Source organism: Nonomuraea ferruginea (assembly GCF_039540635.1).
GTDB lineage: Bacteria > Actinomycetota > Actinomycetes > Streptosporangiales > Streptosporangiaceae > Nonomuraea > Nonomuraea ferruginea.
Genome location: NZ_BAABFD010000032.1, coordinates 1 through 23,533, shown reverse-complemented (window position 1 = coordinate 23,533; position 23,533 = coordinate 1). Strand labels below are relative to the sequence as shown.

Below are 23,533 nucleotides of genomic sequence, written 5' to 3'. Positions count from 1 at the left end.
GGCGGATCAACCAGGACCACCGACAGGGCTCTGGGGCACGCTCACGATCTCGTCGTCATCCTCGCAGGAGTCCCGCGGCTCGCCGTCGCGGCGGGCGCCGGGCGGGCGGGCGTCGAGGATGGGGTGCCGGGCCAGGCCTCTCGCCACCATGTCCTCTTCGCTGCCGCAGCCGTACGAGAATGGGCACGATCAGCGGGGCCGGTCGAAAACGTCTGGCGATCGGCGGAGGGCAGGCGTAGGTTCCTGAGCTGTGGCCTCTTGAGATCGCCTGCGACGAGTCCGGCTCGGAAGGGGAGAAGCTCGTCGGCGGCAACACCGCCGTCTTCGCGCACGCCGCCGTGCTTCTGGGCGCCGAGGCCGCCGCGGAGTGCGTCCGCGAGACCCGCGCCCGCATCCGTTCCCCCGCCACCGAGTACAAGGCCAACCACCTGCTCCGAGGCAAGCACCGGGCGGTGCTGGTCTGGCTGCTCGCCCCCTCGGGGCCCATCTATGGGCGGGCGCGGGTGTTCCTGGCCGACAAGGCCTACTTCGCGGTACGGAAGATCGCCGACCTCATCGCCGGGGACGTGGCGTACACAGGCGCCGGCGGGGACGGGGCGCTCGCCGCGGACCTCTACCGTGAGGGGCCGGTCAGCCTCGGCCCGGAGCGGTTCACCGCGTTCCTGGAGTCGTTCAACGACGTGATGCGCCGGCGGGCCCCCGCCGAGCGGTTCTTCCTCACCGTCGAGGAGCTCGCCGGGGCCGGCGGGCGGGTGGGAGAGATCATGCGCTTGCTCGACCGGTCCAGGAAGCCGCTGGAGGACTTCCTGGAACGGCCGGGCGAGATGCCGGCGCTGGACCCGCTCATCCCGGCCATCATGCGGGCGGTCGTGCACTGGGGACGCGACCGGCGGCCGGTGTCGATCCTGCACGACGAGCACAACGGCCTGACCGAGGAGCGCGTCGCGCACCTGAAGCGGGTGGTGGACCTGGCCGGGCTGCGGCTGGCCGACTCCTTCCACGAGCCCCGGGTGCAGGTCGCCGACTTCCTGGCCGGGGTGGCCAGGCGGATCGCGGAGGACGAGCTGGGCGGGCGCGGCGACCCCGAGCTTGTCGCGCTGCTGCGCCCGTACGTGGATCCGGCGTCGGTCTGGGGCGACGAGCGGAGCTGGGCGCTGCTCAGCCCGGCCGGCTGAGGGGCGTCAGGCCGTCGCGGCGTCGCGCAGGCTGCTCAGCACCCAGGGCGGGCAGGCGGGGTCGGCCTCCGCCTCCGCCGTCGTCAGCCAGACGAACCCGGCCACCTCGGCGGGCGCGGCCGCGACCGGTTCGGCCTGCGGCGGCATCGGGGCCGCGAACACCACGTTGACCACCGGGTCGCCGTCGTCGGTGACGAAGAACCCGCTGGAGGCGTAGGTGAGGGGAACGCCGGTCAGGTCGACGCCGATCTCCTCGGCGACCTCGCGGCGGGCGGTCTCCTCCAGCACCCGCTGACCGGCGCCGTCCGGCTCGGCCTTGCCGCCCACGCCGGCGAGCGTGCCGGGGGCGTGCGCCTCGCCGTCGCCGCGCCTGATGAGCAGCCAGCGGCCGTCGCGGCGCAGGAAGACCTCGACGTTGACGACGAAGGCGGGGCGGCCGTTGGCGGTCGTGGTCATGGGACGGCATCTTGACGGCTCGTACTGGATAGTGTCACTATCTAACAACTGGATAGTGCTGCTATCGAAAGGATTCGAGATGTCACTCGTTCTGGTGATCGCCACCCTGGTGTTCCGGCTGCTGGGCGCGTTCGGGGTGCGGCGGTTCGCGACCTGGCGGGTCAGCGCGGCGCACGGGCTCGCGCTGTTCCTCGTCATCACGGGCAGCGCCCACTTCGCCCCCGAGGGCAGCGGCTTCACCACGACCCACGCCGACCTCGTGGCGATGGTGCCGCCGTTCGTGCCGTTCCCCGCCTTCATGGTGTACGCGACCGGCGTGCTGGAGATCCTCGGCGCGGCCGGACTGGTGCTGAGCCGCACCCGGCGGGCCGCCGGGCTATGGCTGGCGGTGATGTTCGTGCTGCTCCTGCCCGCCAACGTGTACGCGGCGCTGGCCGGGCAGGACGTCACGCCGCTGTGGCTGCGGGTGCCCGAGCAGGCCCTGTACATCGCGGTCGCGCTGTGGGCCGCTCTCGGGACGCGTACGGTGGAGCGTGCCGGAGATCATGTGCGCGTGTGAGCCCCGCGAGGCGGGCGTTCACCGATTCGAGCCGGAGGCGTTGGGACTGTGACCGCGGGAGCACGGACGACGGGCGCGAACACCGCGCTGGCCTGGGGCGTCGTCGCCAGCGCCGCGCTCACCGGGCTCGTCTGGCTGGCCGGGCAGCGGCTGGCCGGCATCGCGTTACTCCCCGACCAGGGGGCGTCCTGGTACTACTGGAAGCTGCCCGAGCCCACTGTCTGGACACGGCTGTCGGCCTGGCTCGGCTACGCCGCCCACCAGGTCGCGTTCTGGGGCCTGATCTACTACGCGCAGACCCGGGTCCGCCGCTACACCGGCGGCCTGCACCGGGTGAACGTCGTGGCCCTGGCGGTCAACTTCGGGTTCATCCTGCTGCACCAGGCGCAGACCCAGGTGTTCTACGACGGGCTGGCGCAGGACGTGTCCATCTTCAGCTCGCAGGCCTCGGTGGTGCTCCTGCTGATCGTGGTGCTGCTCATGGAGAACCGCCGCCGCGGCCTGTTCGCCGGCCGCCCGGCGCCCATCTCGGCGGAGGTCACGTCCTTCGCCCGCCGGTACCACGGCTATCTGTTCAGCTGGGCCGCCGTCTACACGTTCTGGTATCACCCGATGGAGACGACGAGCGGCCACCTTATCGGGTTCTTCTACATGTTCCTTATCCTCTTGCAGGGCAGCCTCTTCCTCACCCGCGCGCACACCAACCGCTGGTGGACCCTCACCCTGGAGCTCCTGGTCGCCGCGCACGGCACGCTGGTGGCCTTCATGAACACCGGCCCCGACGGGGCGTGGCCGATGTTCCTCTTCGGCTTCCTGGGTGTGTTCGTCCTCACCCAGATGCACGGCCTCGGCCTCGGCGCCGCGACCCGCTGGATCCTGGCCGCCTGCTACGCCGGGGCGGTGGTGGCGGTGTACGCGGTGCGCGGCATCGGCCAGGTGACCGAGGTGGTCCGCATCCCCGCCATCGAGTACCTGCTGGTGGGCGTTCTGGCGGTGCTGCTGTGGGCGGTCCTGCGCCTGGCGCGGCTGAGAAGCCCGGCGGGGACGGTCCCGCGCCGGTAGGTTCTGGGGGCATGCCGAGAAGATCGCGATTATGGGTGGGTCCCGCTGTTCTGGCTCGGTGGGCTGGCAGCCTCGGCATCGCCCGCTGACCAGGCCGGTCCTGGTCGCCCACGACCCGCGTCACGGCCTTGTGCCGGCGCGGCCCGCCGCTGAAGGGTTACGCGGGAGCCCGCCTGGCGACGAAAGCCGTCAGGCTGGGCAGTTCGTGCCGTGTGACGTCGTCGAAGCGCTCGCGCAGGGCCGACTCCAGCGTGGCCAGCACCTTGTCCGGCAGGCGCAACCCCCGGGCGAGCCGCGACGGGGCGTCGCCGCCGTGCCAGGCGATCACCAGGCGGCCGCCCGGCTTCGTCACCCGGTGCAGCTCGCGCAGTCCCGGCTCCAGTTCCGGCCAGATGGCCACGTTGTTGACCGAGACGACGCAGTCGAACGCGGCGTCCTGCTGGTGGGTGCGGTCGGCGGTGCCCAGCCCCGGCTCGGTCCCGGGCGCCTTGCGGACGGCGAGCGCGCGCATCTCGGGTGACGGATCGACGCCCGCCACCCGTCCGGCTCCCGTACGGCTCAGCAGCCGCAGCAGCGCGCCGGGGCCGTAGCCGACCTCCAGCACATGCTCGCCCGGCCGGATGTCGAGCAGCGGCAGCAGGTCCCGCTGGCGGTTGGTCCAGAGCATGACGCGGCCGGCCAGGCGGCCCATGAGGCCGGAGGGGGCGGCGAAGGACGAGTCGTGTTCGCGGCCGGTGACCCAGGATGTCGTGGTTCCCATGCACCCCAGCAAAGCGGTTCAAGCTGACTTGAAGTCAAATGGGAACATGGACGAATTCATCCCGATCGGTGAGGCGGCCCGGATGCTCGGCATGAACGCCTCCGCGCTGCGCTACTACGAGGAACGCGGACTGGTGCCGCCGGCGGGACGCCGGCAGGGGCGGCGCGTGTACGGCAGGGACGAGCTGCGCCGGCTGGTGTTCCTGCAGAGCGCGCAGCGGCTGGGCATCCCGCTGGACACCGCCGGCGCGGTGCTGGAGGCGCCGGGGGAGCAGTGGCGGGCCACCGTCGGCGAGCGGATCGAGGCGCTGGAGGAGCTGATCGAGCGGGCCAGGACGGCGCAGGAGTTCCTGCGCCACGCGATCGACTGCCCCGCCGAGCATCCGGTACGGGAGTGTGACTTCCTGCGGGGGATCCTGGACCGGATGCTGGAAGGGCTCACGCTGGAGCAGGTCGCCGCGGAGCACGCCCTCACGGACGCACGGCCCACCGCTTAGGCGGGGGGACGGCGCTGTGATGCTCGGATCACCAGGTGGATTCGACGTACTCGGTGAAGTCGCGTGGCTCGCGGCCGAGGACCTGCCGCACGCCGTCGGAGAGGTGGGCGTTGGTGCCCGCGTCGATCGACGCGAACAGCCGGTTCACGAGCGCGATGTGGTCGGCGTCGAAGCCGCGGGCGGCGAGCCGGGCCGCGTGCTCCTCCGGTGAGACCGGCACGTACGTGATCGACCGCCCGGTCGCGGCGGCGATCTCGCCGATCGCGTCGCCGAACGACAGCAGCCGGGGCCCTGACAGCTCGTAGGTCCGCCCGGCATGGCCGTCGCGCAGCAGCACCTCGGCCGCCACGTCGGCGATGTCGTCGGCGTGCACGAACGGCTCCAGCCCATGGCCGGCGGACAGCTCGACCAGCCCGGCGTCGACCGGGTCGCGCAGCATCGGGTCCTCGCTGAAGTTCTGCGCGAACCAAGTCGGCCGCAGGATCGTCCACGCGCCGCCGGACGCCTTGACCGCCCGCTCGGAGGCCAGCAGGCGGTCGTCACCGAGCTTGGGCCAGTCACGGGACGACAGCAGCACCAGCCGCCGCACCCCCCGCGCGACCGCCGCCCCGGCGAACGCGGCCAGCAGCCCCGCCGCGTCAGGCCCCTGCGAGTCGACCAGGTAGGCGGCCGAGACGCCTGACAGGGCCGGTTCCCACGTGTCGTGGTCGTACCAGTCGAAGCGGGTCTCACCGCGACGCGAGGCCGCGCGGACCTCCGCACCGCGCGCCCGGAGCCGAGCGGCGACGCGCCGGCCCGTCTTGCCGGTGCCGCCCAGCACCAGGATCGTCGACATGCCCCCAGTCAACACGCCCACCCGCCGCCACGCGACCGCCAAAGACAGGAGACACCCTTCCGAAGTCCGCGAAGCGCGCCGTCGGTACACATGCCGCGGAGCGGGCCTCCAGGCAGGCGCGGACGGTGGGCTTCGGCGGCGCGACTCGCGGAGCGGGCCTCCAAGCAGGTGCCGTCGGTGGGTTTCGGCGGCGCGACTTGTGGAGCGCGCCGCCGGCGGGTGCCGGCGGCGTGGGGGAAGCTGGGGTCAGGTGGCGTTGACGTACTTTCTGGGGCGTAGCGCGTGGGCGCGTAGCGCTGCCAGGGCGGCGAACTGGCCGCCGCGGGTGAGCCGCACCGCCAGGGGGTCGGCGAAGGCGAGGTCGAGCGCCGCCAGCTGGTCGACGAGGCGGGCCAGCGCGGCCGCGACGTCGTCCGGTCCCGACGCGGGGTGCCAGCCCTCGCCGCCGACCACCTCCGCCACCTGCTCGCGGAGCTGGGCGGGGGACAGGAGCTCGCCGTCGGCCAGCAGCATGAGCGCGGCCTCCCTGGCCGACAGCTCGAACTCGTCGCCCCCGGCCAGCAGCAGCTTGGTCACCGCGTCCCACATCAGCTCCGGCGCGGAGAGCAACTGCCGTCCGAAGCCGGTCACGGTCAGGCGGGTGCCTTCGCGGCTCAGCGCGCCCAGCTCGTGCTCGGCCAGCTCGCGCAGCCTGAGCGCCTCGGGTGACGGGGCCAGCCGGAGCGGGAGGGTGCCCTCGGACGCGGCCAGCGACAGCAGCCGGTGCAGCGCCGGGAGCGGCTGCGGGGTCACCGGCGCGTGCAGCCGCACCTCGAACGGCTGGGCCAGCTTCCGCCTGGCCGGGCCGCGGCCCAGCACCCAGCGGTTGAGCCGCTCGCCCTGCACCCGGTGGAGCCAGCTGTCGCCGCCCAGGTCGGCGCGCGGCTCGGTGAGCCAGCGGCGGGTCAGGGCCACCCGGTCGACGCTCTCGCCGGCCAGGATCGAGAGCTCCAGGGCCGCCGAGCAGGCCACGTGGGCACCCAGCTCCTCCGGCCCCATGATCATGCTCCACTGCAGCTCCGGCACGTCCGGCGGGAGCACGCCCGTCTCCTCCAGCGCCTCGTGGTAGGCGCGGGTGCCGGCGTCCTCGCCGTCGCGGGCGTACGCGCGCAGGATCCGCGTCGTGGTCTGCGAGGTGCACAGCGCCGCGTACCGTTCGAGGCCGCCGAGCTGCAGCAGCCGCCCGAGCGAACGCGCCAGCCGCTCGTGGTCACCCCCCACCTTGAGAGGCAGGGTGTACCAGAGGAACTCGCAGACATCGAGCTGCGTCACCGTCTCCAGCGGCTCGCCGCCGGTCAGCCACTCCACCGCGGTCCTGGCCTCGTCGGCGAGGTCCGGGTGGGACCGCTCCAACTCCGCCAGCAGCGCGGCGACGTCCGGTGCACTCATGCCTCGAAGTTTGCCGTATGGACCCCAGCCCTGACGATGACCGAATCCCGTGCGTATTGGGTCTAGCACAGCGACAACCCTATGAAATCACTATGTAATGGACGGTGACTGAACTAGATCCATCGTTTGTCGAAGAGCATCCTGACCTTCCACTCCGCGTAGGGGATCAGCTCGGCCGACAGTACAGGATGCAACCACCAGAAGTTGATCAATGCGAGCAAGGCGAACCCGCCGACCGCCGCCGCACCGTACGTCCGCCTGGCCGGGATGCTGCCGTCGGCCAGTCTCGTGGCCGGGCCTATCAGCCATCCGGCACAGAGCGTGATCGCCAGGATCATGAACGGCACCATGGGGATCGCGTAGAACAGGAACATCGTCCGGTTGCTCGAGAACGCGAAGTAGAACCACGGCAGCCAGCCCATCGCGTAGGCGAGCAGCACCGCCCCGGCCCGCCAGTCGCGGGTGGCGACGTACCACGCGATCAGCGCCACCAGCGCGGCCAGCGCGCCGAACCAGATCACCGGCGTGCCGACCCCCAGCACCGCTTCCGAACAGGAGGAGGCCCCGCAGCCCGTCTTCTCGCCCTCGTAGTGGAAAGCCACCGGGCGCAGCAGCAGCGGCCACGTCCACGGCTCGGACATGTAGGGGTGGGACGTCTCCAGGCCCTCGTGGAAGGTGAAGACCTGCCACTGGTACTGGATCCAGGAGCGGGCCGAGTCGAGGATGAAGAAGAACGGGTTGCCCGACGAGGTGGCCTGGTCCCAATTGCGCCCGTAGCCGGTCGCGGTCGAGAACCAGCCGGCCCAGGTCACCATGTAGGACACGAACGGCACGGCGGCGAAGCCCACCAGCGCGTTGGGCACGTCCTTGGACAGCGCGCCGCCGTACGGGTTGCGGAGCCCGACGGCGCGGCGCGCGCCGAAGTCCCACATCACCGACATGGCGGCGAAGGCGACCGCGAAGAACAGCCCGGACCACTTGACCGACATCGCCAGGCCCAGGCACACGCCGGCCGCCATCCGCCACGGCCGCGCCCCCAGCCAGGGGCCCTGCGGCGACAGCGGCGAGGTCTCGTACCAGTCGACCAGCCGCTCGCGCGTCCTGTCGCGGTCGACGACCAGGCAGGCGAAGGCGGCCAGGACCCAGAACATGAGGAAGATGTCGAGCAGCGCCGTGCGCGACAGCACGAAGTGCAGGCCGTCGAGCGCCAGCAGCAGGCCGGCGAAGCAGCCGAGCAGCGTCGAGCGCGTCATCCGCCGGGCCACCCTGGCGAGGACGAGGATCGACAGCGTGCCGATCACGGCGGCGGCGAAGCGCCAGCCGAACGGGTTCATCCCGAACAGCCACTCGCCCGCGCCGATCATCCACTTGCCGAGCGGCGGGTGGACGACGTAGGAGGCGCACGGGTCGAGGCTGCCGTCGGCGCACTTCTGGAAGATGTCGGTGTCGCCCGCCAGGATCGCCTTGTCGGCGTCCTTGACCGTGGTGCGCTCGACGCCCCAGTTGATCAGCGAGAAGCCGTCCTTGGCGTAGTAGGTCTCGTCGAAGACCACCTCGTGCGGATGCCCCAGGCCGATGAAGCGGAGGATGCCTCCGAAGATCATGACGAGCAGCGGGCCGATCCAGCCCCACAGCACGCTGCCGCGCATCGCCGGAATCACCCGGTCACGCACGGAAAGCGCGCGGGGACTGCTCTCGTCAGACTCCGGGCCGCCGGAGGTCTGGTACGGGAAATCGGTCACCGCCATTCGGACATCGTACGGGTCTCAAGCCGGTGCTTCCCAAGAAACACGGCTCAATTCGGGCCGCCCCCGAGGCTGCCACAATGGCCGGATGACTGGTGAGGGCAGGCTCGTGCTGGCGGGGGCGCCGATAGGGCAGGCGGGCGACGTGTCGCCGCGGCTGCGCGAGGCGCTGGCGGGCGCCGACGTGGTGGCCGCCGAGGACACCAGAAGGCTGCGCAGGCTGACCGTCGAGCTGGGCGTGGAGATCGCCGGCCGGGTGGTGTCCTACTACGACGCCAACGAGGCCGCCCGCGCCGAAGAGCTGCTGGAGGCGCTCCTGGAGGGCCGCACGGTCGTGGTCATCACCGACGCGGGCATGCCGGGCGTCTCCGACCCCGGCTACCGGCTGACCCGCCTGGCCGTCGAGGCGGGCGTCACGGTCACCGCGCTGCCGGGCCCGAGCGCAGTCACCACCGCGCTGGCCGTCTCGGGGCTGCCCAGCGACCGGTTCTGCTTCGAGGGCTTCCCGCCGCGCAAGCCCGGCGACCGGGCCCGCCGCCTGGAGGCGCTGGCGCGCGAGGAGCGCACGATGGTGTTCTTCGAGGCGCCGCACCGGCTGGCCGCCTCGCTGGAGGCGATGGCCGGCGCGTTCGGCGCCGACCGCCCCGCGGCCGTCTGCCGGGAGCTGACCAAGACGTACGAGGAGGTGCGCCGCGGCGGGCTGGGCGAGCTGGCCGCGTGGGCGGAGGCGGGCGTCAAGGGCGAGATCACGGTCGTGGTCGCCGGCCACACCGCCGCGGACGAGGAGGCCGACCTGCCCGCGCTGGTGGCCGAGGTAGACCGGCGGGTGGCGGCGGGGGAGCAGCGCAAGACGGCCGTCGCCGACGTGGCCAAGGCGGCGGGCGTGCCCAAGCGCGAGCTCTACGACGCGGTTCACAGGCGTTCCGTCACCCCATAGTGTGCCCATGGTGAGGAACTGGGGGGTTTCGCGGCACCGCCTTGTCCCGCCGATGAGGGGAAGCGCGCTCTGGGGGTGGGTGGGGCCCGTCCTCGTCGCGATCTTCGGCGGCGTCCTGCGCTTCACCGGGCTCGGCCGGCCGCACGCGGTGGTGTTCGACGAGACGTACTACGCCAAGGACGCGTACGCCCTGCTCCGGTACGGGGCGGAGCGGGCCATGCTCGGCGACTCCGACAACCCCATCGCGGACAAGCGCCTCATCGCCGGCGATCTCGACATCTTCCGCCGGTGCGCCGACTACGACCAGTGCGCCTCGTACGTGGCGCACCCGCCGCTCGGCAAGTGGATGATCGGCGCGGGCGAGTGGCTGTTCGGGATGAACCCGTTCGGCTGGCGCTTCGCCGCCGCTCTGGTCGGCACGCTGTCGATCCTCATGCTCGCCCGGGTGGCCCGGCGGATGACCCGCTCGACGCTGCTGGGCTGCTTCGCGGGGTTACTGCTGGCGCTCGACGGGCTGCACTTCGTGCTGTCGCGGACGGCGCTGCTCGACATCTTCCTCATGTTCTGGGTCCTGGCCGGCTTCGCCTGCCTGGTCGTCGACCGGGACAAGGCCCGCGAGCGGCTGGTCGACTGGTGGGAGAGCGCCGCGGTCTCCACCACCGGGCCGCGGCTCGGGCTCCGGCCGTGGCGGATCGCCGCCGGCCTCTGCCTGGGCGCGGCGTGCGCGGTCAAGTGGTCGGGGGTCTTCTTCCTGACCGCGTTCGCGGTCCTCGCCTTCGTGTGGGACATGGGGGCCAGGCGCGCCATCGGGCTGCGCGAACCGTACCGGGGGGCGTTCTCGCACGACCTGCCGCCGGCGGCGGCCGCGTTCGCCGCCGTGCCCGCGCTCGCGTACGCGCTGTCGTGGACCGGCTGGTTCGTCACCGACGCCGGCTGGGGGCGCGGCTGGGACCAGGCCACCTCGTCCGGGCCGCTCTTCTTCGTCGTCGACTCGGCCCGGTCGTGGCTGAAGTATCACTTCCAGGTGCTCGGCTACCACAGCGGGCTGGACCTCCACCATCCCTACATGTCGGAGCCGTGGACCTGGCCGGTGCTCTTCAGGCCCGTGTCGTTCCACTACCCGACCGGCCTGCCGCCCTCCGCGTGCGGGGGCGACGCCTGCTCGCAGGCCGTGATCGGGGTCGGCACCCCCGCCCTCTGGTACGGGGCCGTGCTCGCCCTGCTGGGCTGCGTCGCCTGGTATGTCACCGGGCGTGACTGGCGGGCCGGGGCGGTGCTGCTGACCTACGCGGCGGGCTGGCTGCCCTGGTTCTACTACGCGATCGCGCAGAACCGGACCATGTACCTGTTCTACATGATCCCCCTGGTGCCGTTCATGGTGCTGGCCGTCACGCTCATGGCCGGACTCCTGCTCGGCAGGGCCGACGCGCCGCCGCCGCGGAGGGCCGCAGGGGCGGCGGTCGTGGGGGCCTTCGCGCTGATCGTGCTGATCAACTTCTGGTGGCTTCACCCGGTGTTGTCGGCTGAGACCCTGACCCGGGCGGAGTGGTGGGACCGGATGCTGATGACCTCCTGGGTGACCCCCGCACCCAAGTGACGCCGTGGCGCAGCGTGATGGCCGCCGCGATGCACGCCAGCGGCACGGCGGGCAGCACGTACCGGTAGTCGAACTCGGCCGTCGCGGCCGGCGCGAGCAGCAGCCCGAACGCGCCCAGCCAGGGCAGGACCACCGGCCCGCCCAGCTTGCGCCAGCGCACCGCGATGCCGTAGAGGCCGATCAGCATGATGCCGCCCAGCACGATGCCCCGCAGGTAGAACACCTTCTGGTAGCCGCTCATGATCTCCGCCCAGGGCGAGACGATCCGCGTCTCCGGCGGCCCCTGCTCGTAGGCGAACGCGTCGGTGTCGGTGCGGCCCTGGTAGGACGGCCAGTTGGGCAGCCGCTTCGGGTTTCCGGTGCTGTCGAGCTCGTAGTACGGCTTGAACTCGTACATGTTGTAGGTCGCCGCGTCGGGGAAGCGCGGCCGGGCCCAGTGGAAGCTGCGCAGGAAGTCGCGGAGCACCACCTGCAGGTAGTCGCCCGGCTGGGAGGTGATCGCGCGCATCGCGAACGCGCTGGCCGCCTCGTTGGTGATGTCGGTGAACTTCACGCTGCCCCAGCGGTGGAGCACCTCGCCGGTGCCCTCGCCGTCGCCGCTGCCCTGACCCCACAGATACCACTGCGCGTAGTCCTTGCGCTCGCTGACCGGGTCGTTGATGCACAGCAGGACCAGCTCGACCTCCTTGTAGGGGTCGATGCTCATCTTCTCGCAGTCGGCGAAGATCGCCGTGCGCATGTAGAGGATGAGCCCGTCGCTGTTGGTCATCGCGAACTTGCCGTACGCGGACGCGAACCAGCCCATGTAGGCCGCCACCGGGATGGCGCAGGTGGTCAGGACCGCCACGATCGGCTTCCACCCGGTGCGCTTGACGAGCAGGTAGGCCAGCACGAGCACGAGGATCGGCAGGCCGATCGAGCGGGTCAGCCAGGTCATCGCCAGCAGCAGGCCGACCACGGCGCCCATCCGCCACGACATCCGCCGGTGCCACAGCACCAGCGTGATCACCGCCACCACCAGCAGCGTGAACTGCGTGTCCGACATGATCAGCTGCTCGAGCTGGATCTGGTAGGCGTCGAACAGCACCGGCGCGGCGGCCAGCGTCGCCCCCCACTTGGGCAGCGCGAACTTCCGGCGCAGCAGCGCGTAGATCAGCACCGCCGTGGCCAGCCCCATCAGGTGCTGGGTAAAGGTCACCAGGGCGAAGCTGTGAAAAGGCTTGAGCAGGATCAGCCAGAACCCGTAGCCGTCGGGCCGGATCGGGTGCGGCCTCGGGTGCAGAGCTACCGACACATACTCGTACGAATCGTTGAACCACATGGCGGGCCCGTAGCCGAGCATGGTGAAGACCCGCAGCAGCGCACCCGCGGCGAAAGCTGCTGCGAACACCCGATGACGGCGCGGAAACGAGAGCACGCGCGCCATCCGGCCAGGGGCGGAGTGGTCCACAGAAGTGCCCTCCGCGACGCTCACCATGCTGTAAAGAATGCCAGTCGTTTGGATGACATGCCGCGACCATTGCCGGGCACACGGCATGATGGTGGGCTGTGAAGAGCCGTAACTGAAGGGTTGAGACGTGGAACTGACGGTGGTCATGCCCTGCCTCAACGAGGCCGAGACCGTGGAAGTCTGCGTGCGCAAGGCTCTTGCGTGCATGGAAGAGCACGGCATCGAGGGCGAGGTGCTGATCGCCGACAACGGCAGCACCGACGGCTCGCAGCAGCTCGCTCGCGACGCCGGCGCGCGTGTGGTCCACGTTGACGCGAAGGGCTACGGCAACGCGCTCATGGGCGGCATCCGGGCCGCGCGCGGCAAGTACGTGATCATGGGCGACGCCGACGACTCCTACGACTTCGGCTCCCTGATGCCGTTCGTGGAGCAGTTGCGCGACGGCGCCGACCTGGTGATGGGCAACCGGTTCAAGGGCGGCATCGCGCCGGGCGCCATGCCCCCGCTCCACCGTTACCTCGGCAACCCGGTGCTGTCGTTCGTCGGGCGGCTGTTCTTCCCGTCGAAGATCGCCGACTTCCACTGCGGGCTGCGCGGCTTCCGCCGCGACTCCATCCTCAACCTGGGTCTCCAGACCGGTGGCATGGAGTTCGCCAGCGAGATGGTCGTGCGCTCCACCCTGGCCGGCTACGACGTGCGCGAGGTGCCCACCACGCTCTCGCCCGACGGCCGCTCCCGCCCGCCCCACCTTCGCTCCTGGCGCGACGGCTGGCGCCACCTGCGCTTCCTTCTCCTCTACAGCCCCAAGTGGCTGTTCTTCTATCCCGGCATCGCGCTGATGATGATCGGCCTGGTGGCCGGCACCGCGCTGACGTTCGGGCCGGTCAAGATCGGTCAGCTGGCGTTCGACGTCGACACGCTCGTCGGCGCGTCGGCCGCGATGGTGATCGGCTTCCAGTCGGCGCTGTTCGCGCTGTTCACCAAGGTGTACGCGGCCGAGGAGGGGTTCCTGCCCGAGTCGCGGCGGGTGCGCAAGCTGATCAGCATGGTGACGCTGGAGCGCGGCCTGGTCGTGGGCGGCCTGCTCGCGCTGGCGGGTCTCGTCGGCCTGGTCATGTCGCTGGTCCACTGGCAGGTGCGCAGCTGGGGCGCGCTCGACCCGCGCGAGTCGCTGCGCATCGTGGTCCCGGCGGCCACCGCCCTCATCATGAGCTTCCAGACGATCTTCGCGTCGCTGTTCGTCAGCATCCTCGGCATCCGCCGCACCCGCGAGTCCTCCGTCGACGTGGCGGCCCGCGCCGCCGAGGAGGCGGCCGAGGCCCTCTCGCGCGAGGAGAGCGCCGCGGCCACGCCTCAGGTGTAGCGGTTCGGTTCGAGACGCGCGGCGGCGGCCCGTAGGCTTGGACCATGTCCCAGCACATTCTGACCGCCGTCGCGTGGCCGTACGCTAACGGCCCCCGCCACATCGGGCACGTCTCCGGGTTCGGCGTGCCTTCCGACATCTTCAGCCGCTACCAGCGGATGGCGGGCAACAAGGTGCTGATGGTCTCCGGCACCGACGAGCACGGCACTCCTATCCAGGTGCAGGCCGACAAGGAAGGCGTCACGGCCAGGGAGCTGGCCGACCGTTACAACCGGGTGATCGCCGAGGACCTCACCGGGCTGGGGCTGTCCTACGACCTGTTCACGCGCACGACCACGCGCAACCACTACGCCGTCACGCAGGAGATCTTCAAGGGTCTCCACGCCAACGGCTACATCTTCCCCAAGACCACGATGGGCGCCATCTCCCCGTCGACCGGGCGCACGCTCCCCGACCGCTACATCGAGGGCACCTGCCCCCTCTGCGGCTACGACGGCGCGCGCGGCGACCAGTGCGACAACTGCGGCAACCAGCTCGACCCGATCCAGCTGATCAACCCGGTGAGCCGCATCAACGGCGAGACGCCGGTCTTCACCGAGACCGAGCACTTCATGCTCGACCTGCCCGCCTTCGCCGAGGTGCTCGGCACCTACCTGCGCTCCAAGCAGGGCGAGTGGCGGCCCAACGTGCTCAAGTTCGCCCTCAACCTGCTCGGCGACCTGCAGCCCCGGGCGATCAGCCGCGACCTCGACTGGGGCGTGCCGATCCCGCTCGACGGCTGGCGCGACCAGCCCAACAAGCGGCTGTACGTGTGGTTCGACGCGGTGATCGGCTACCTGTCGGCGTCCATCGAGTGGGCCAGGCGCTCCGGCGACCCCGAGGCCTGGCGCCAGTGGTGGCAGAATCCCGACGCCCGGGGCTACTACTTCATGGGCAAGGACAACATCGTCTTCCACGCCGAGATCTGGCCGGCGATGCTGTTCGGCTACAGCGGGCAGGGCGACAAGGGCGGCACGCCGGGCTCGCTCGGCGCGCTCGACGTGCCCTCCGAGGTGGTCTCCAGCGAGTTCCTGACCATGGAGGGCAAGAAGTTCTCCTCCTCCCGGCAGGTCGTCATCTACGTGCGCGACTTCCTGGCCCGCTACGACGCCGACGCGCTGCGCTACTACATCGCCGTCGCCGGCCCTGAAAACCAGGACACCGACTTCACCTGGCAGGAGTTCGTCAACCGCAACAACGGCGAGCTGGTCGCCGCCTGGGGCAACCTCGTCAACCGGTCGATCTCCATGGCGGCCAAGAACTTCGGCGTGATCCCGGAGGCCGGCGACCTGACCGACGCCGACCGGGCGCTGCTGGAGCGCTCGCGCAACACCTTCGGCCCGGTCGGCGCAGAGCTGGCCCGCTCCCGGTTCAAGAACGCCATCACCGAGGCGCTCGACGTGGTCCGCGACGCCAACCGCTATCTCGCCGAGCAGGAGCCGTGGAAGCTCAAGGGCGACCCGGAGCGGCAGAAGTCCATCCTGCACGTCGCCCTCCAGGTGGTCGACGACGCCAAGACGATGCTGACGCCGTTCCTGCCCGGCTCGTCCAACAAGGTCCACGCGATGCTCGGCGGCGAGGGCGTCTGGTCCGGCATGCCGGAGATCCGCGAGGTCGACGAAGACGGCGGCGCCGCCTACCCCGTGATCACGGGCGAGTACGACGGCGCGGCCCGCTGGGAGCACCGGCCGATCAAGCCGGGCATCCCGCTGGCGCCGCCCGTGCCGCTGTTCAAGAAGCTCGACCCGAAGGTCGTCGACGAAGAGCTGGCCAGGCTGGAAGGCTGATCCCGTGACCAAGCCGCCCGCCCCGCCGGAGCCGCTGTCCGCGCCGGTGTTCGACAGCCACTGCCATCTCGACATCATGGTGGGCGACCGGCAGGCGTCCTCGGGCGACCCGGTGGCCCAGGCCGCGCAGGCGGCCTCGGCCACCGTGCGCGGCATCCTCGACGACGCCCGCGCGGTGGGCGTCACCCGGCTGGTGACGATCGGCTACGACCTGCCGTCCTCGCGGTGGAACGCCGAGGTGGCGGCCGCCCACGCCGACGTCCACGCCGGCGTGGCGGTCCATCCCAACGAGTCGCACGCGGCCACCCCCGAGGTGCTGGCCGAGATCGAGGAGCTGGCGGGACGGCCGGAGGTGCGCGCCGTCGGCGAGACCGGGCTCGACTACTTCCGCGACTGGGCGTCCAGGGACGACCAGCACGCCAGTTTCCGCGCGCACATCGAGATCGCCAAGCGTACGGGGAAGGCGCTGGTCATCCATGACCGTGAGGCGCACGACGACGTGCTGAAGGTGCTGGCGGCCGAAGGGGCGCCGCCGGTGGTGGTGTTCCACAGCTTCTCCGGCGACGCCGATATGGCCAAGAAATGCACCGACGCCGGATATTTCATGTCATTTTCCGGGCCTGTCACGTACAAGAAGAACGACGCGCTGCGGGAGGCCGCCCGGGTGGCGCCCGCCGAGCTGATGCTGGTCGAGACCGACGCCCCCTACCTGCCGCCGGTGCCACACCGCGGCAAGCCCAACGCCCCCTACCTCGTCCCGATCACGCTGCGCTGCCTCGCCGAGGTCAAGAACGTCCATCCTGACCGGTTGTGCGAGGCCATCAGCGACAACGGAGTCACCGTTTTCGGCGAGTGGTGACCATGTTCCGGTGAAGCGGTGATGGCGGCGTGGCGGCCGCCACTACTGTCGGGCGCCTCAGGAGACGTACCGGAGGTCCCCCGTGCGAGGAAAGAGACGTGCCCCGCGCCCCCGGATCCCGTGGCGCTCGCCGTGGACGCCCCTGGCGTGCCTGGCGGGCCTGCTCGCCACCGGCGCCATCGCGGTCCTCGGCGGCATGGCCAAGGACGTGGTGCTGATCGTCGACGGCCGGCGGCAAGAGGTGCGCAGCTTCGCCGACTCCGTCCACGAGCTGCTCGCCGACCATGACGTGCCCTTCGGCGACGGCGACCTGGTACGGCCCGGCGCGCGGGCGCCGCTGGCCGACGGGGTGCGCGTCGAGGTCCGCCACGCCAGGCCCATCACGCTGACCGTCGACGGCCGCACCAGCCGCCGCCTGGTCACCGCCACCACCGTGCGCGACGCGCTCGCCGAGCTGGACATGGCCGCGCTGCGGGGGAGGCTGTCTGCGCCCAGGTACGAGCCGGTGCCGCTGTCGGGCATGGCGCTGATCATCTACACCCGGCGGACCGTGCACATCGTCGCCAACGGCACCCGCCGCGACGTGACCACCACCGGCAGGACCGTCAGGCAGGTGCTCAAACGCGCCGGGATCTCGTACGAGCCCGGCTCGCTGATCCGGCCGCCGCTGCGCGCCTTCCCCGGCGAAGGCTCGGTCATCACCGTGCTGCCGCCCCGCACCGAGCCCGTCGGGGACGAGGTCATGCGGCTCGACTGGGACGCGCTGGCCATGTGCGAGTCCGGCGGCGACCCCACCGCCTACAACCCCAGCGGCCCCTACTACGGGCTCTACCAGTTCAGCCTGCCGATGTGGCAGCTCGTCGGCGGCACCGGCATGCCGCACGCCTGGCCACCCGAGGAGCAGACGTACCGGGCGCAGCTCCTCTACCAGCGGGTCGCCGGCCGGTGGCAGGAGCAATGGCCGAACTGCGGAGCCCACCTGTTCGGCTAGCCGAGCGAGACCCCGAAGTCGGCGCCCTTCGGCGGCTGCACGGCCCGCAGTTCGTCGGAGTTGCGCGCCGCGACGGTGACCTTCCCGTACGGGGCCGCGTCCGGCTGCCCGACGAACAGCTTGTTGCCGCTGAACGCCAGCGACCAGCCGAACAGCCCGTCCGCGGGCGGCAGCCGCCTGTCGTCCCTGCCGTCCGCGGCCGTGACCACCCGGACGCCGCCGCCGTACGGGGCGCCGATGGCCAGCCTGCCGTCGGCCGAGGCGGCCAGCGAGAACCCGAACGCCTCCTTCCCCTCCTGCCGCACCCGGGCCTTCGGGGCCAGCTTCTCGTCGTAGAGCTGCACGTACCCGGCTCCCGGGGCGCCCACGGCCGGCCCCGCGCCGTCGACCCAGGCCACCGCGTACCCGTACTTGTCGCCCGCCTTGTCCGTGGGCGAGTCCAGCTTGGTGCTGACGATCTTCTCCGCCAGCACGTCCTGGATGACCACCACGGAACCCGAGTCCACCTTGCCGGAATCCACCTGCTGGCCCTGACCGTCGTCGTTCTCGTACGGCACGCCGACCACCACGCCGTTGCCGGGCCCCATGGCCAGCGAGTAGCCGAACTGGTCACCCACCTCGCTGTTGCCCCGCACCTCGACCGTCGCCTGCGTGACCCGCCGCAACGCGCCGCCGCCCTTGAGCGCGTAGATCGCCCCGGCGTCCGCCAGGTCGCCGTCGTCCTCGTACGGCGCGCCGATCACCACGAGGTCGCCGCGCGCCGCCAGCGACCAGCCCAGCCGGGCGCCGCGCTGCGGCTCCGCCGCCACCAGCCGCCGCGGCTCGAGCGCGCCGCCGCCGTAGATCACGTACGCGGTGCCCGCGTCGGCGTTGCCGTCCACATCCGTGTACGGGGCGCCCACGACCAGGTCGGCGCACTCGTCGGCGTTCACCTTCGCCAGCCGCACCGACCAGCCGAACGCGTCACCCTCCGCCAGCCCCTGCACGGTCACCGGGATGGAGGTGTCGCCGGAGAGCACGTGCACCGCGCCCTTCTGGCCCTCGGCGAAGGGGTCGCCCACGGCGACGTCGTCCACCCCGTCGCCGTCGAAGTCGCTCACCCCGGCGCAGGCCGTGCCCGCCGCGTACGTGACGCCCTGCCCTGACACGCCCAGCAGCACCGCCAGCAGAATCGCGCGGATCTTCACAGTTTGACCTCGATCTGCTCGCCGTCCTTCAGCATCGTCGCCGACAGCTCCACCGGCTTGCGGTACGGCGGCAGGTCGAACACGAGCACCCCGTCGATCCGGTCGCCCGGCGCGATGGCCGCCGGCGCCGCACCGTCGTCGATCGGGTCGTGGCGGCCGCCCCGGTCGTCGCGCAGGGTCACCACGGGATCGCCGATCTCCCACAGCCGGCCGCCCGGGTTCAGCATCACCCAGCGCACCACGCACAGCTGGCCCTGGGTCTGCGTCCTGCCCTCGTACTCCCGCAGCCCGCACCGCGGCGCCTCCGGCACGATCACCATCGGGTCGTCGAACGCCGGGCCGAGCGCGAACCGCCGCCCGACGTCGTTCGGCCGCGCGGTGGCGGCGGCGGGGGAGCCGGTCGCGGTGGTGCCGGCCGGGGTGTCGCGGCCCGACGTGACGATGAGCACGGCCCCGGTGACGGTGATCGCCAGCAGCGCGGCCGCGGCGGCGATCAGCCACCGGGTGCTGCGCGGACGCTGGTAGCCGGGGTCGGTCGGTTCGCCGCCGGGCGGCGGGATCGTCGTCGAGCCCTGCTGGGGGAGTGCGGCGGGCTGCCAGCGGGCCAGCTCCTCCCGCGCGGCCAGCTCCTCCCGCCTGCCCAGCTCGGTCACGGAAACCGGCTCGCCCGTATGGTCCTGCTGTTCGGGAGGGGCGTCCGTCGTGGTCGCGTACGGATCGCCTGGGGCGCCTGCCCCTTGAGACGGCGCAGGGCTGCGCTGCGTGGTCTGCTCGCGGGCGGGCGCATGCGCCTCGTCGCGTGGGGGAGCGCGGTGCTCTGCCGGCGTCGGAGGGCGCTCGCCCGCGCCGGTGGGTAAGAGCGCTCCACCCGGAACGGCGGCCCCGCCGGGTAAGGAGCCGCTCTGAAGGGCCGCCGGCGGTGAGGAGTCCTGCGAAGGGGGACCCTCCTGGCCGCGGGACGGGATGAGTCCCGCGGGCCGCTTCCCCGAAGGGTCCCGATCCACCATGGTGTCACTGGGCGGGGGCGTCGTGAAGGTCGCGGTGATGTCCGGTTCGTCGACCACGTTCCTGGGCGGCTCCCACTCCGCCATCAGGTCGGTCGCCACCAGGGTCGGCGGGTTCACCGTCGCCGCCGGTGCGGGCGCGCTCCCGCCGACCAGCGCGATGAGCAGCTCCTGAGCCGTGGGCCGCTGCTCCGGCTCCATCGCCGTGGCCCGCCGCACCAACTCGTTGAGCGGCGCGGGCAGCGCACCCAGGTCAGGCTGGCTGTGCAGCACGCGGGTGGCGAGCGTGATGGGGTCGCCCCGGCCGAACGGGTGCCGCCCGTTGCCCGCGTAGGCCACCAGGCAGCCCCACGCGAAGATGTCGGCCGCCGGAGTGACGATGTGTCCCCGTACCTGCTCGGGAGCCCACCACCCGGGGCTGCCCAGCAGCTCCCCGGACATGGTGAACCCCGTCTCCCTGTCGAGCGCCCTGGCGATGCCGAAGTCGATCACCCGCGGCCCCGACAGCGAGAGGATCACGTTGGCCGGCTTGAGGTCGCGGTGGACCAGCCCGGCCACGTGGATCGCCGCCAGCGCCGCCGCCACCCCCAGCGCCACGCCGTGCAGCGGCCCGGGATCCAGGGCCCCGTAGGTGGAGATCTGGTCGGACATGGGCGTGCCGGCGATGTACTCGGTGACCATGTAGGGCCGGCCGTCGCCGGTGTTGCCGTTGTCGAGCACCTGCGCCGTGCAGAACGACGCCACCCGCCGGGCGTTCTCCACCTCGGCGTGGAAGCGGGCCGCGAACCCCTCCTGGTTGGCGAACTCGGCCTTCACCACCTTGACCGCGACGAACCGCCCCGTCGGCGCGCGGGCGAGGAAGACAGTCCCCATGCCGCCTTCACCCAGCCGCCCGAGCAGGCGGTACGGCCCGATCTCCCGTAAGTCCGTCGGGCGAAGCGGGGCGGCGCCCGTTGGCTCCATGAGGGATGTCCCTTCCTGTTCCACCCATCCTCCCCTCACCCGGCCCCCGTGCGCCATCGCAGGTTCTTCGATGCGCGACACTTATTGGATGATGAGGCTCCTGGGCCCAGCAGAAATACGTATTTTGGCGAACAAGCTAGATCTGCGACCCACAAAAAAGCTAGGCCAGAACTTCGTGATCGACGCCGGCACCGTCCGGCGCATCGTCCGCGTGGCGGGGGTGACCTCGGACGATGTGGTCATCGAGGTGGGCCCCGGCCTCGGTTCCCTCACGCTGGCGTTGCTGCCGGAGACCCGTCACGTGGTGGCCGTCGAGATCGACCCGGTGCTGGCGGCGCAGTTGCCGAAGACGGTCGCCGAGCGGGGCCTCGCCGACAAGCTCACGGTGATCCAGGCCGACGCCATGAAGGTCACGCCTGACGACCTGTCCGGCCACACCCCCACGGCGCTGGTGGCCAACCTGCCCTACAACGTGGCGGTGCCGGTGGTGCTCCACCTGCTGGAGGTGCTGCCCTCGCTGCAGAGAGGCCTCGTCATGGTCCAGGCCGAGGTCGCCGACCGGCTCGCCGCCGCGCCCGGCTCCAAGGTGTACGGGATCCCGTCGGTCAAGGCCGCCTGGTACGCCGACGTACGCAGAGCCGGCCCCGTCGGCCGCACGGTCTTCTGGCCGGTGCCGAACGTCGACTCCGGCCTGGTCTCCCTGGTGCGCCGCGACCCGCCGCCGACGACGGCCACGCGCGAGGAGGTGTTCGCGGTGATCGACGCCGCCTTCGCCCAGCGCCGCAAGACCCTCCGCGCCGCTCTCGCGGGCTGGGCGGGCAGCCCGGCGGGGGCGGAGCAGGCGCTGCGGGCGGCGGGGGTGGACCCCTCGGTACGGGGCGAGCAACTGGACATCCACGCGTTCGCCCGCATCGCGGAACACAAGCCCTGATCGGCTCAGGGGAGGTCGAACTCCCCCTTGGACACCCCGTCCAGGAAAGCCCGCCACTCGTCCGGCCCGAAGGCCAGCACGGGTCCCTTGCCCTGGTCCTTGGTGTCCCGGAGCAGGACGGTGTCATCGGGTCGCCGCATCACCTCGACACAGCTCCCGCCGTTGTCGCCGGACGCCCGGGCTTTGGTCCACACACCCACGGGCAGGCCAATCCGCAGGAGGCGGTCAACACCGGTGGAGGTCATGCCTGCGATCCTAGGTCGGTTGTGGTGTCCGAAGCCTTCGGTGACACACATGTCTGTGTCGTTGGAAATGGGGGAGGGCCTGACGACGGGCCAGGCCCTCGTGGGGTATCTGATCAGGGGGAGCGGTCGAAGACGCCTCGCTTCACGCCCTCGCTGAAGGTTTCCCAGACGGGGCCGCGGACCACCCATGGCTCCAGGTCCGGCCGCTCCGTGTCGCGGATTCCGACGCGGTCCCCGCTGAGGAATGCCACCTCAAGGCAGTTGCCGCCGTTGTCGCTCGATGCCGTGATCCATTCGGCGTCGGTGAGCTCTTGTTTCAGCTCCAGGTCCATTCTTCCTCCAACCTTTTCTTAATCATTTCGATGGAATTGCGCTGAGAATGCACCTCTGACCTGATGTGGTCCGTTCTCCGCTTGAGAATGTCCACGTCGTCGCCGGTGTCTCGGATCTGTCCGTGGAGAGAGCCCTCGATGTAGGCCGCATCCGGCTCGTCCGGGACCTGAGCGAGAGCGAAAGCGCCGCCTATCCCGATGGCGCTCATGGCGCTGTACGGGAGGATCTGGATCGTGATGTTGGGCCGTTCGGACATCTCGACGAGATGTTCAAGTTGCCTTCTGGTGATGGCCTCGCACCCGATCGGACGATGAAGAATGGATTCGTCCATAAAAGCCCATAGCAGCACGGGATCGTCGCGGGTGAGGATGGCCTGGCGCTCCATCCGCGCCGCCACTTCTTCCTGCACCTGGCTGGGACTCTTCCCTGGTCTGGCCCGAAGGATGATCTCGGCGTACTCGCGGGTCTGGAGCAGGCCGGTCACGATGACCGGCTCCCAGGTGTAGATGGCCCTGGCCGAGCGTTCCCTGAGCTTCCAAGGGCCGAACCACTTCGGCGCGGCTTTCGAGGGCTCCTCCGGCAGCCATCTGACGAGTTCGCCGGGTTCCAGCCTGAACAGTTCCTCGCACGCCTGCGCGAGCTTCAGGTGAGGACGACGTGTGCCGAGCTCGAATGCGCCGATAGTGGTAGGGGCGAAGCCCAGCCGATGTCCCACTTGTGCCTGTGTCATCCCCTTGGCTTCTCGTTCTTTACGCAGCTCGTACCCGAATCTCGCTGCTTGGCCGGCGTCAGGGTCCAGCTCTTTTGGGGGCATCTGTCGACTCCTGGGACCTGGCGTGGATACATATAGCGCCACACACGGAATGTGGGGTCGTTTCGTGTGGTGAATGTCGGGTGCTTTCGCTGCTCAACGTAGCGTCTGGCTGGCACTCTGGCCAGTGATTCAAGAGCGCGCGACGATTCACCGCACATGCGCGAACGATCTTTGTAGAGGTGAGGAAAAGCGCGTGCAGACCGAAATCGAGGTCGTACGCCCGGCCCCCGAGGTGATTATGCGAGTGACAGTGCCGGAGCACCCGTGCGCAGGTATCAAAGTGTGGCTGCTCAGCGAAGTCGGCAAGCGTGAGCTGGTTGCCGCGCTGGCGCGTAGAGAGCTTCGGGGGTGGATGGGTGACCACCAGGCCCTGGCCGACCTTCAGCTCATTGTATGCGGCCATCTAAAACTCCAGGTCGGCGGACAGGTGACTCCAGGTAGATGGCCAGAAGGGTCCCGGTAGACGGACATCGGAAATCCTGGTCGATGGCCACGTAATCTCTTGATCTTGCTCGTG

At 70.9% G+C, this 23,533-nt stretch carries 23 protein-coding genes; 11 read left to right on the top strand and 12 right to left on the bottom strand.

All coding sequences use genetic code 11. The features are described from left to right. Window positions 1-6 precede the first annotated feature (6 nt). On the bottom strand, window positions 7-150 hold the full coding sequence (locus ABD999_RS40650) for a hypothetical protein (RefSeq protein ID WP_271275723.1): 144 nt from the start codon (window positions 148-150) through the stop codon (window positions 7-9). A gap of 188 nt (window positions 151-338) precedes the next feature. Here ABD999_RS40650 and ABD999_RS40645 point away from each other — a divergent pair, with 188 nt between their 5' ends. After that, window positions 339-1,175, top strand: a complete 837-nt coding sequence (locus ABD999_RS40645) for a hypothetical protein (protein ID WP_271275722.1) — start codon at window positions 339-341, stop codon at window positions 1,173-1,175. 6 nt (window positions 1,176-1,181) lie between these two features. Here ABD999_RS40645 and ABD999_RS40640 read toward each other — a convergent pair whose 3' ends face one another. Continuing rightward, a complete protein-coding gene (locus ABD999_RS40640) occupies window positions 1,182-1,631 on the bottom strand; it encodes an NUDIX domain-containing protein (RefSeq protein WP_271275721.1) in 450 nt (149 codons plus the stop codon). A gap of 79 nt (window positions 1,632-1,710) precedes the next feature. Here ABD999_RS40640 and ABD999_RS40635 point away from each other — a divergent pair, with 79 nt between their 5' ends. Both ABD999_RS40635 and ABD999_RS40630 read left to right on the top strand, forming a co-directional pair. Then, complete coding sequence (locus ABD999_RS40635; RefSeq protein ID WP_148029074.1) at window positions 1,711-2,190, top strand: DoxX family protein; 480 nt, start codon at window positions 1,711-1,713, stop codon at window positions 2,188-2,190. A gap of 48 nt (window positions 2,191-2,238) precedes the next feature. After that, window positions 2,239-3,252 (top strand): hypothetical protein, encoded by a 1,014-nt coding sequence (locus ABD999_RS40630; protein WP_271275720.1) that lies wholly within the window; start codon window positions 2,239-2,241, stop codon window positions 3,250-3,252. Window positions 3,253-3,409: 157 nt separating this feature from the next. On the opposite strand, the gene ABD999_RS40625 is transcribed toward ABD999_RS40630, so the two are convergent. After that, window positions 3,410-4,012 (bottom strand): class I SAM-dependent methyltransferase, encoded by a 603-nt coding sequence (locus tag ABD999_RS40625; RefSeq protein ID WP_271275719.1) that lies wholly within the window; start codon window positions 4,010-4,012, stop codon window positions 3,410-3,412. 46 nt (window positions 4,013-4,058) lie between these two features. On the opposite strand from ABD999_RS40625, the gene ABD999_RS40620 reads away from it, so the two are divergent. After that, window positions 4,059-4,508, top strand: coding sequence for a MerR family transcriptional regulator (locus ABD999_RS40620; RefSeq protein ID WP_271275718.1), 450 nt, complete (start codon window positions 4,059-4,061; stop codon window positions 4,506-4,508). Window positions 4,509-4,536: 28 nt separating this feature from the next. Here ABD999_RS40620 and ABD999_RS40615 read toward each other — a convergent pair whose 3' ends face one another. The 3 genes from ABD999_RS40615 to ABD999_RS40605 all read right to left on the bottom strand — a co-directional run bounded on the left by ABD999_RS40615 (window position 4,537) and on the right by ABD999_RS40605 (window position 8,519). Further along, complete coding sequence (locus ABD999_RS40615) at window positions 4,537-5,343, bottom strand: NAD(P)H-binding protein (RefSeq protein WP_271275717.1); 807 nt, start codon at window positions 5,341-5,343, stop codon at window positions 4,537-4,539. A 246-nt stretch (window positions 5,344-5,589) separates the two neighbouring features. Further along, window positions 5,590-6,771, bottom strand: a complete 1,182-nt coding sequence (locus tag ABD999_RS40610; RefSeq protein WP_271278178.1) for a hypothetical protein — start codon at window positions 6,769-6,771, stop codon at window positions 5,590-5,592. Window positions 6,772-6,884: 113 nt separating this feature from the next. Then, window positions 6,885-8,519, bottom strand: coding sequence for a dolichyl-phosphate-mannose--protein mannosyltransferase (locus ABD999_RS40605; protein ID WP_271278179.1), 1,635 nt, complete (start codon window positions 8,517-8,519; stop codon window positions 6,885-6,887). 85 nt (window positions 8,520-8,604) lie between these two features. Between ABD999_RS40605 and rsmI the strand changes: the two genes are divergently transcribed. Together rsmI and ABD999_RS40595 are read left to right on the top strand one after the other, a co-directional pair. Next, window positions 8,605-9,453, top strand: a complete 849-nt coding sequence (gene rsmI, locus ABD999_RS40600; protein WP_271278180.1) for a 16S rRNA (cytidine(1402)-2'-O)-methyltransferase — start codon at window positions 8,605-8,607, stop codon at window positions 9,451-9,453. 52 nt (window positions 9,454-9,505) lie between these two features. Continuing rightward, complete coding sequence (locus ABD999_RS40595) at window positions 9,506-11,050, top strand: dolichyl-phosphate-mannose--protein mannosyltransferase (protein ID WP_271278181.1); 1,545 nt, start codon at window positions 9,506-9,508, stop codon at window positions 11,048-11,050. On the opposite strand, the gene ABD999_RS40590 is transcribed toward ABD999_RS40595, so the two are convergent. After that, window positions 10,944-12,440, bottom strand: a complete 1,497-nt coding sequence (locus ABD999_RS40590) for a hypothetical protein (RefSeq protein WP_271278182.1) — start codon at window positions 12,438-12,440, stop codon at window positions 10,944-10,946. The two genes, ABD999_RS40595 and ABD999_RS40590, sit on opposite strands and share 107 nt — an antisense overlap. Before the next feature lie 187 nt (window positions 12,441-12,627). Between ABD999_RS40590 and ABD999_RS40585 the strand changes: the two genes are divergently transcribed. The 4 genes from ABD999_RS40585 (at window position 12,628) to ABD999_RS40570 (ending at window position 17,539) form a co-directional block, all read left to right on the top strand. Beyond that, complete coding sequence (locus tag ABD999_RS40585) at window positions 12,628-13,863, top strand: glycosyltransferase family 2 protein (RefSeq protein ID WP_219549437.1); 1,236 nt, start codon at window positions 12,628-12,630, stop codon at window positions 13,861-13,863. 44 nt (window positions 13,864-13,907) lie between these two features. Next, window positions 13,908-15,689, top strand: a complete 1,782-nt coding sequence (metG, locus tag ABD999_RS40580; protein ID WP_219549439.1) for a methionine--tRNA ligase — start codon at window positions 13,908-13,910, stop codon at window positions 15,687-15,689. 4 nt (window positions 15,690-15,693) lie between these two features. Then, the gene (locus tag ABD999_RS40575; protein ID WP_271278183.1) at window positions 15,694-16,548 is read left to right on the top strand and encodes a TatD family hydrolase; all 855 of its coding nucleotides are present in this window, start codon (window positions 15,694-15,696) and stop codon (window positions 16,546-16,548) included. Window positions 16,549-16,630: 82 nt separating this feature from the next. Continuing rightward, window positions 16,631-17,539 (top strand): resuscitation-promoting factor, encoded by a 909-nt coding sequence (locus ABD999_RS40570; RefSeq protein WP_271278184.1) that lies wholly within the window; start codon window positions 16,631-16,633, stop codon window positions 17,537-17,539. Here ABD999_RS40570 and ABD999_RS40565 read toward each other — a convergent pair. After that, window positions 17,536-18,726 carry a hypothetical protein gene (locus ABD999_RS40565; protein WP_271278185.1) on the bottom strand — a complete coding sequence of 397 codons (1,191 nt, stop codon included), beginning with the start codon at window positions 18,724-18,726 and terminating at the stop codon, window positions 17,536-17,538. The genes ABD999_RS40570 and ABD999_RS40565 overlap by 4 nt on opposite strands. Further along, entirely contained in the window at window positions 18,723-20,693 is a 1,971-nt protein-coding gene (locus tag ABD999_RS40560) for a serine/threonine-protein kinase (protein WP_271278186.1), read from the bottom strand. The genes ABD999_RS40565 and ABD999_RS40560 overlap by 4 nt, the downstream gene beginning before the upstream one ends. Window positions 20,694-20,784: 91 nt before the next feature. On the opposite strand from ABD999_RS40560, the gene rsmA reads away from it, so the two are divergent. Then, the gene (gene rsmA, locus ABD999_RS40555) at window positions 20,785-21,624 is read left to right on the top strand and encodes a 16S rRNA (adenine(1518)-N(6)/adenine(1519)-N(6))-dimethyltransferase RsmA (protein ID WP_271278191.1); all 840 of its coding nucleotides are present in this window, start codon (window positions 20,785-20,787) and stop codon (window positions 21,622-21,624) included. 5 nt (window positions 21,625-21,629) lie between these two features. Here the strand turns inward: rsmA and ABD999_RS40550 are convergent, their stop codons facing one another. From ABD999_RS40550 to ABD999_RS40540, 3 genes are all read right to left on the bottom strand, one after another. Further along, window positions 21,630-21,869, bottom strand: a complete 240-nt coding sequence (locus ABD999_RS40550; RefSeq protein WP_271278187.1) for a DUF397 domain-containing protein — start codon at window positions 21,867-21,869, stop codon at window positions 21,630-21,632. Between the two features lie 113 nt (window positions 21,870-21,982). Continuing rightward, window positions 21,983-22,201: a DUF397 domain-containing protein gene (locus tag ABD999_RS40545; RefSeq protein WP_271278188.1), complete on the bottom strand. Its 219-nt coding sequence runs from the start codon at window positions 22,199-22,201 to the stop codon at window positions 21,983-21,985. Then, window positions 22,186-23,016, bottom strand: a complete 831-nt coding sequence (locus ABD999_RS40540; protein WP_271278189.1) for a helix-turn-helix domain-containing protein — start codon at window positions 23,014-23,016, stop codon at window positions 22,186-22,188. The genes ABD999_RS40545 and ABD999_RS40540 overlap by 16 nt, the downstream gene beginning before the upstream one ends. Window positions 23,017-23,533 lie beyond the last annotated feature (517 nt).

Coding starts and splice junctions, on each gene's coding strand:
- ABD999_RS40650 (WP_271275723.1), bottom strand. CDS start 150: ATGGTGGCGAGAGGCCTGGCCCGGCACCCCATCCTCGACGCCCGCCCG.
- ABD999_RS40640 (WP_271275721.1), bottom strand. CDS start 1,631: ATGACCACGACCGCCAACGGCCGCCCCGCCTTCGTCGTCAACGTCGAG.
- ABD999_RS40635 (WP_148029074.1), top strand. CDS start 1,711: ATGTCACTCGTTCTGGTGATCGCCACCCTGGTGTTCCGGCTGCTGGGC.
- ABD999_RS40625 (WP_271275719.1), bottom strand. CDS start 4,012: ATGGGAACCACGACATCCTGGGTCACCGGCCGCGAACACGACTCGTCC.
- ABD999_RS40620 (WP_271275718.1), top strand. CDS start 4,059: ATGGACGAATTCATCCCGATCGGTGAGGCGGCCCGGATGCTCGGCATG.
- ABD999_RS40615 (WP_271275717.1), bottom strand. CDS start 5,343: ATGTCGACGATCCTGGTGCTGGGCGGCACCGGCAAGACGGGCCGGCGC.
- ABD999_RS40610 (WP_271278178.1), bottom strand. CDS start 6,771: ATGAGTGCACCGGACGTCGCCGCGCTGCTGGCGGAGTTGGAGCGGTCC.
- ABD999_RS40605 (WP_271278179.1), bottom strand. CDS start 8,519: ATGGCGGTGACCGATTTCCCGTACCAGACCTCCGGCGGCCCGGAGTCT.
- rsmI (WP_271278180.1), top strand. CDS start 8,605: ATGACTGGTGAGGGCAGGCTCGTGCTGGCGGGGGCGCCGATAGGGCAG.
- ABD999_RS40595 (WP_271278181.1), top strand. CDS start 9,506: ATGAGGGGAAGCGCGCTCTGGGGGTGGGTGGGGCCCGTCCTCGTCGCG.
- metG (WP_219549439.1), top strand. CDS start 13,908: ATGTCCCAGCACATTCTGACCGCCGTCGCGTGGCCGTACGCTAACGGC.
- ABD999_RS40560 (WP_271278186.1), bottom strand. CDS start 20,693: ATGGAGCCAACGGGCGCCGCCCCGCTTCGCCCGACGGACTTACGGGAG.
- rsmA (WP_271278191.1), top strand. CDS start 20,785: ATGAGGCTCCTGGGCCCAGCAGAAATACGTATTTTGGCGAACAAGCTA.
- ABD999_RS40550 (WP_271278187.1), bottom strand. CDS start 21,869: ATGACCTCCACCGGTGTTGACCGCCTCCTGCGGATTGGCCTGCCCGTG.
- ABD999_RS40545 (WP_271278188.1), bottom strand. CDS start 22,201: ATGGACCTGGAGCTGAAACAAGAGCTCACCGACGCCGAATGGATCACG.
- ABD999_RS40540 (WP_271278189.1), bottom strand. CDS start 23,016: ATGCCCCCAAAAGAGCTGGACCCTGACGCCGGCCAAGCAGCGAGATTC.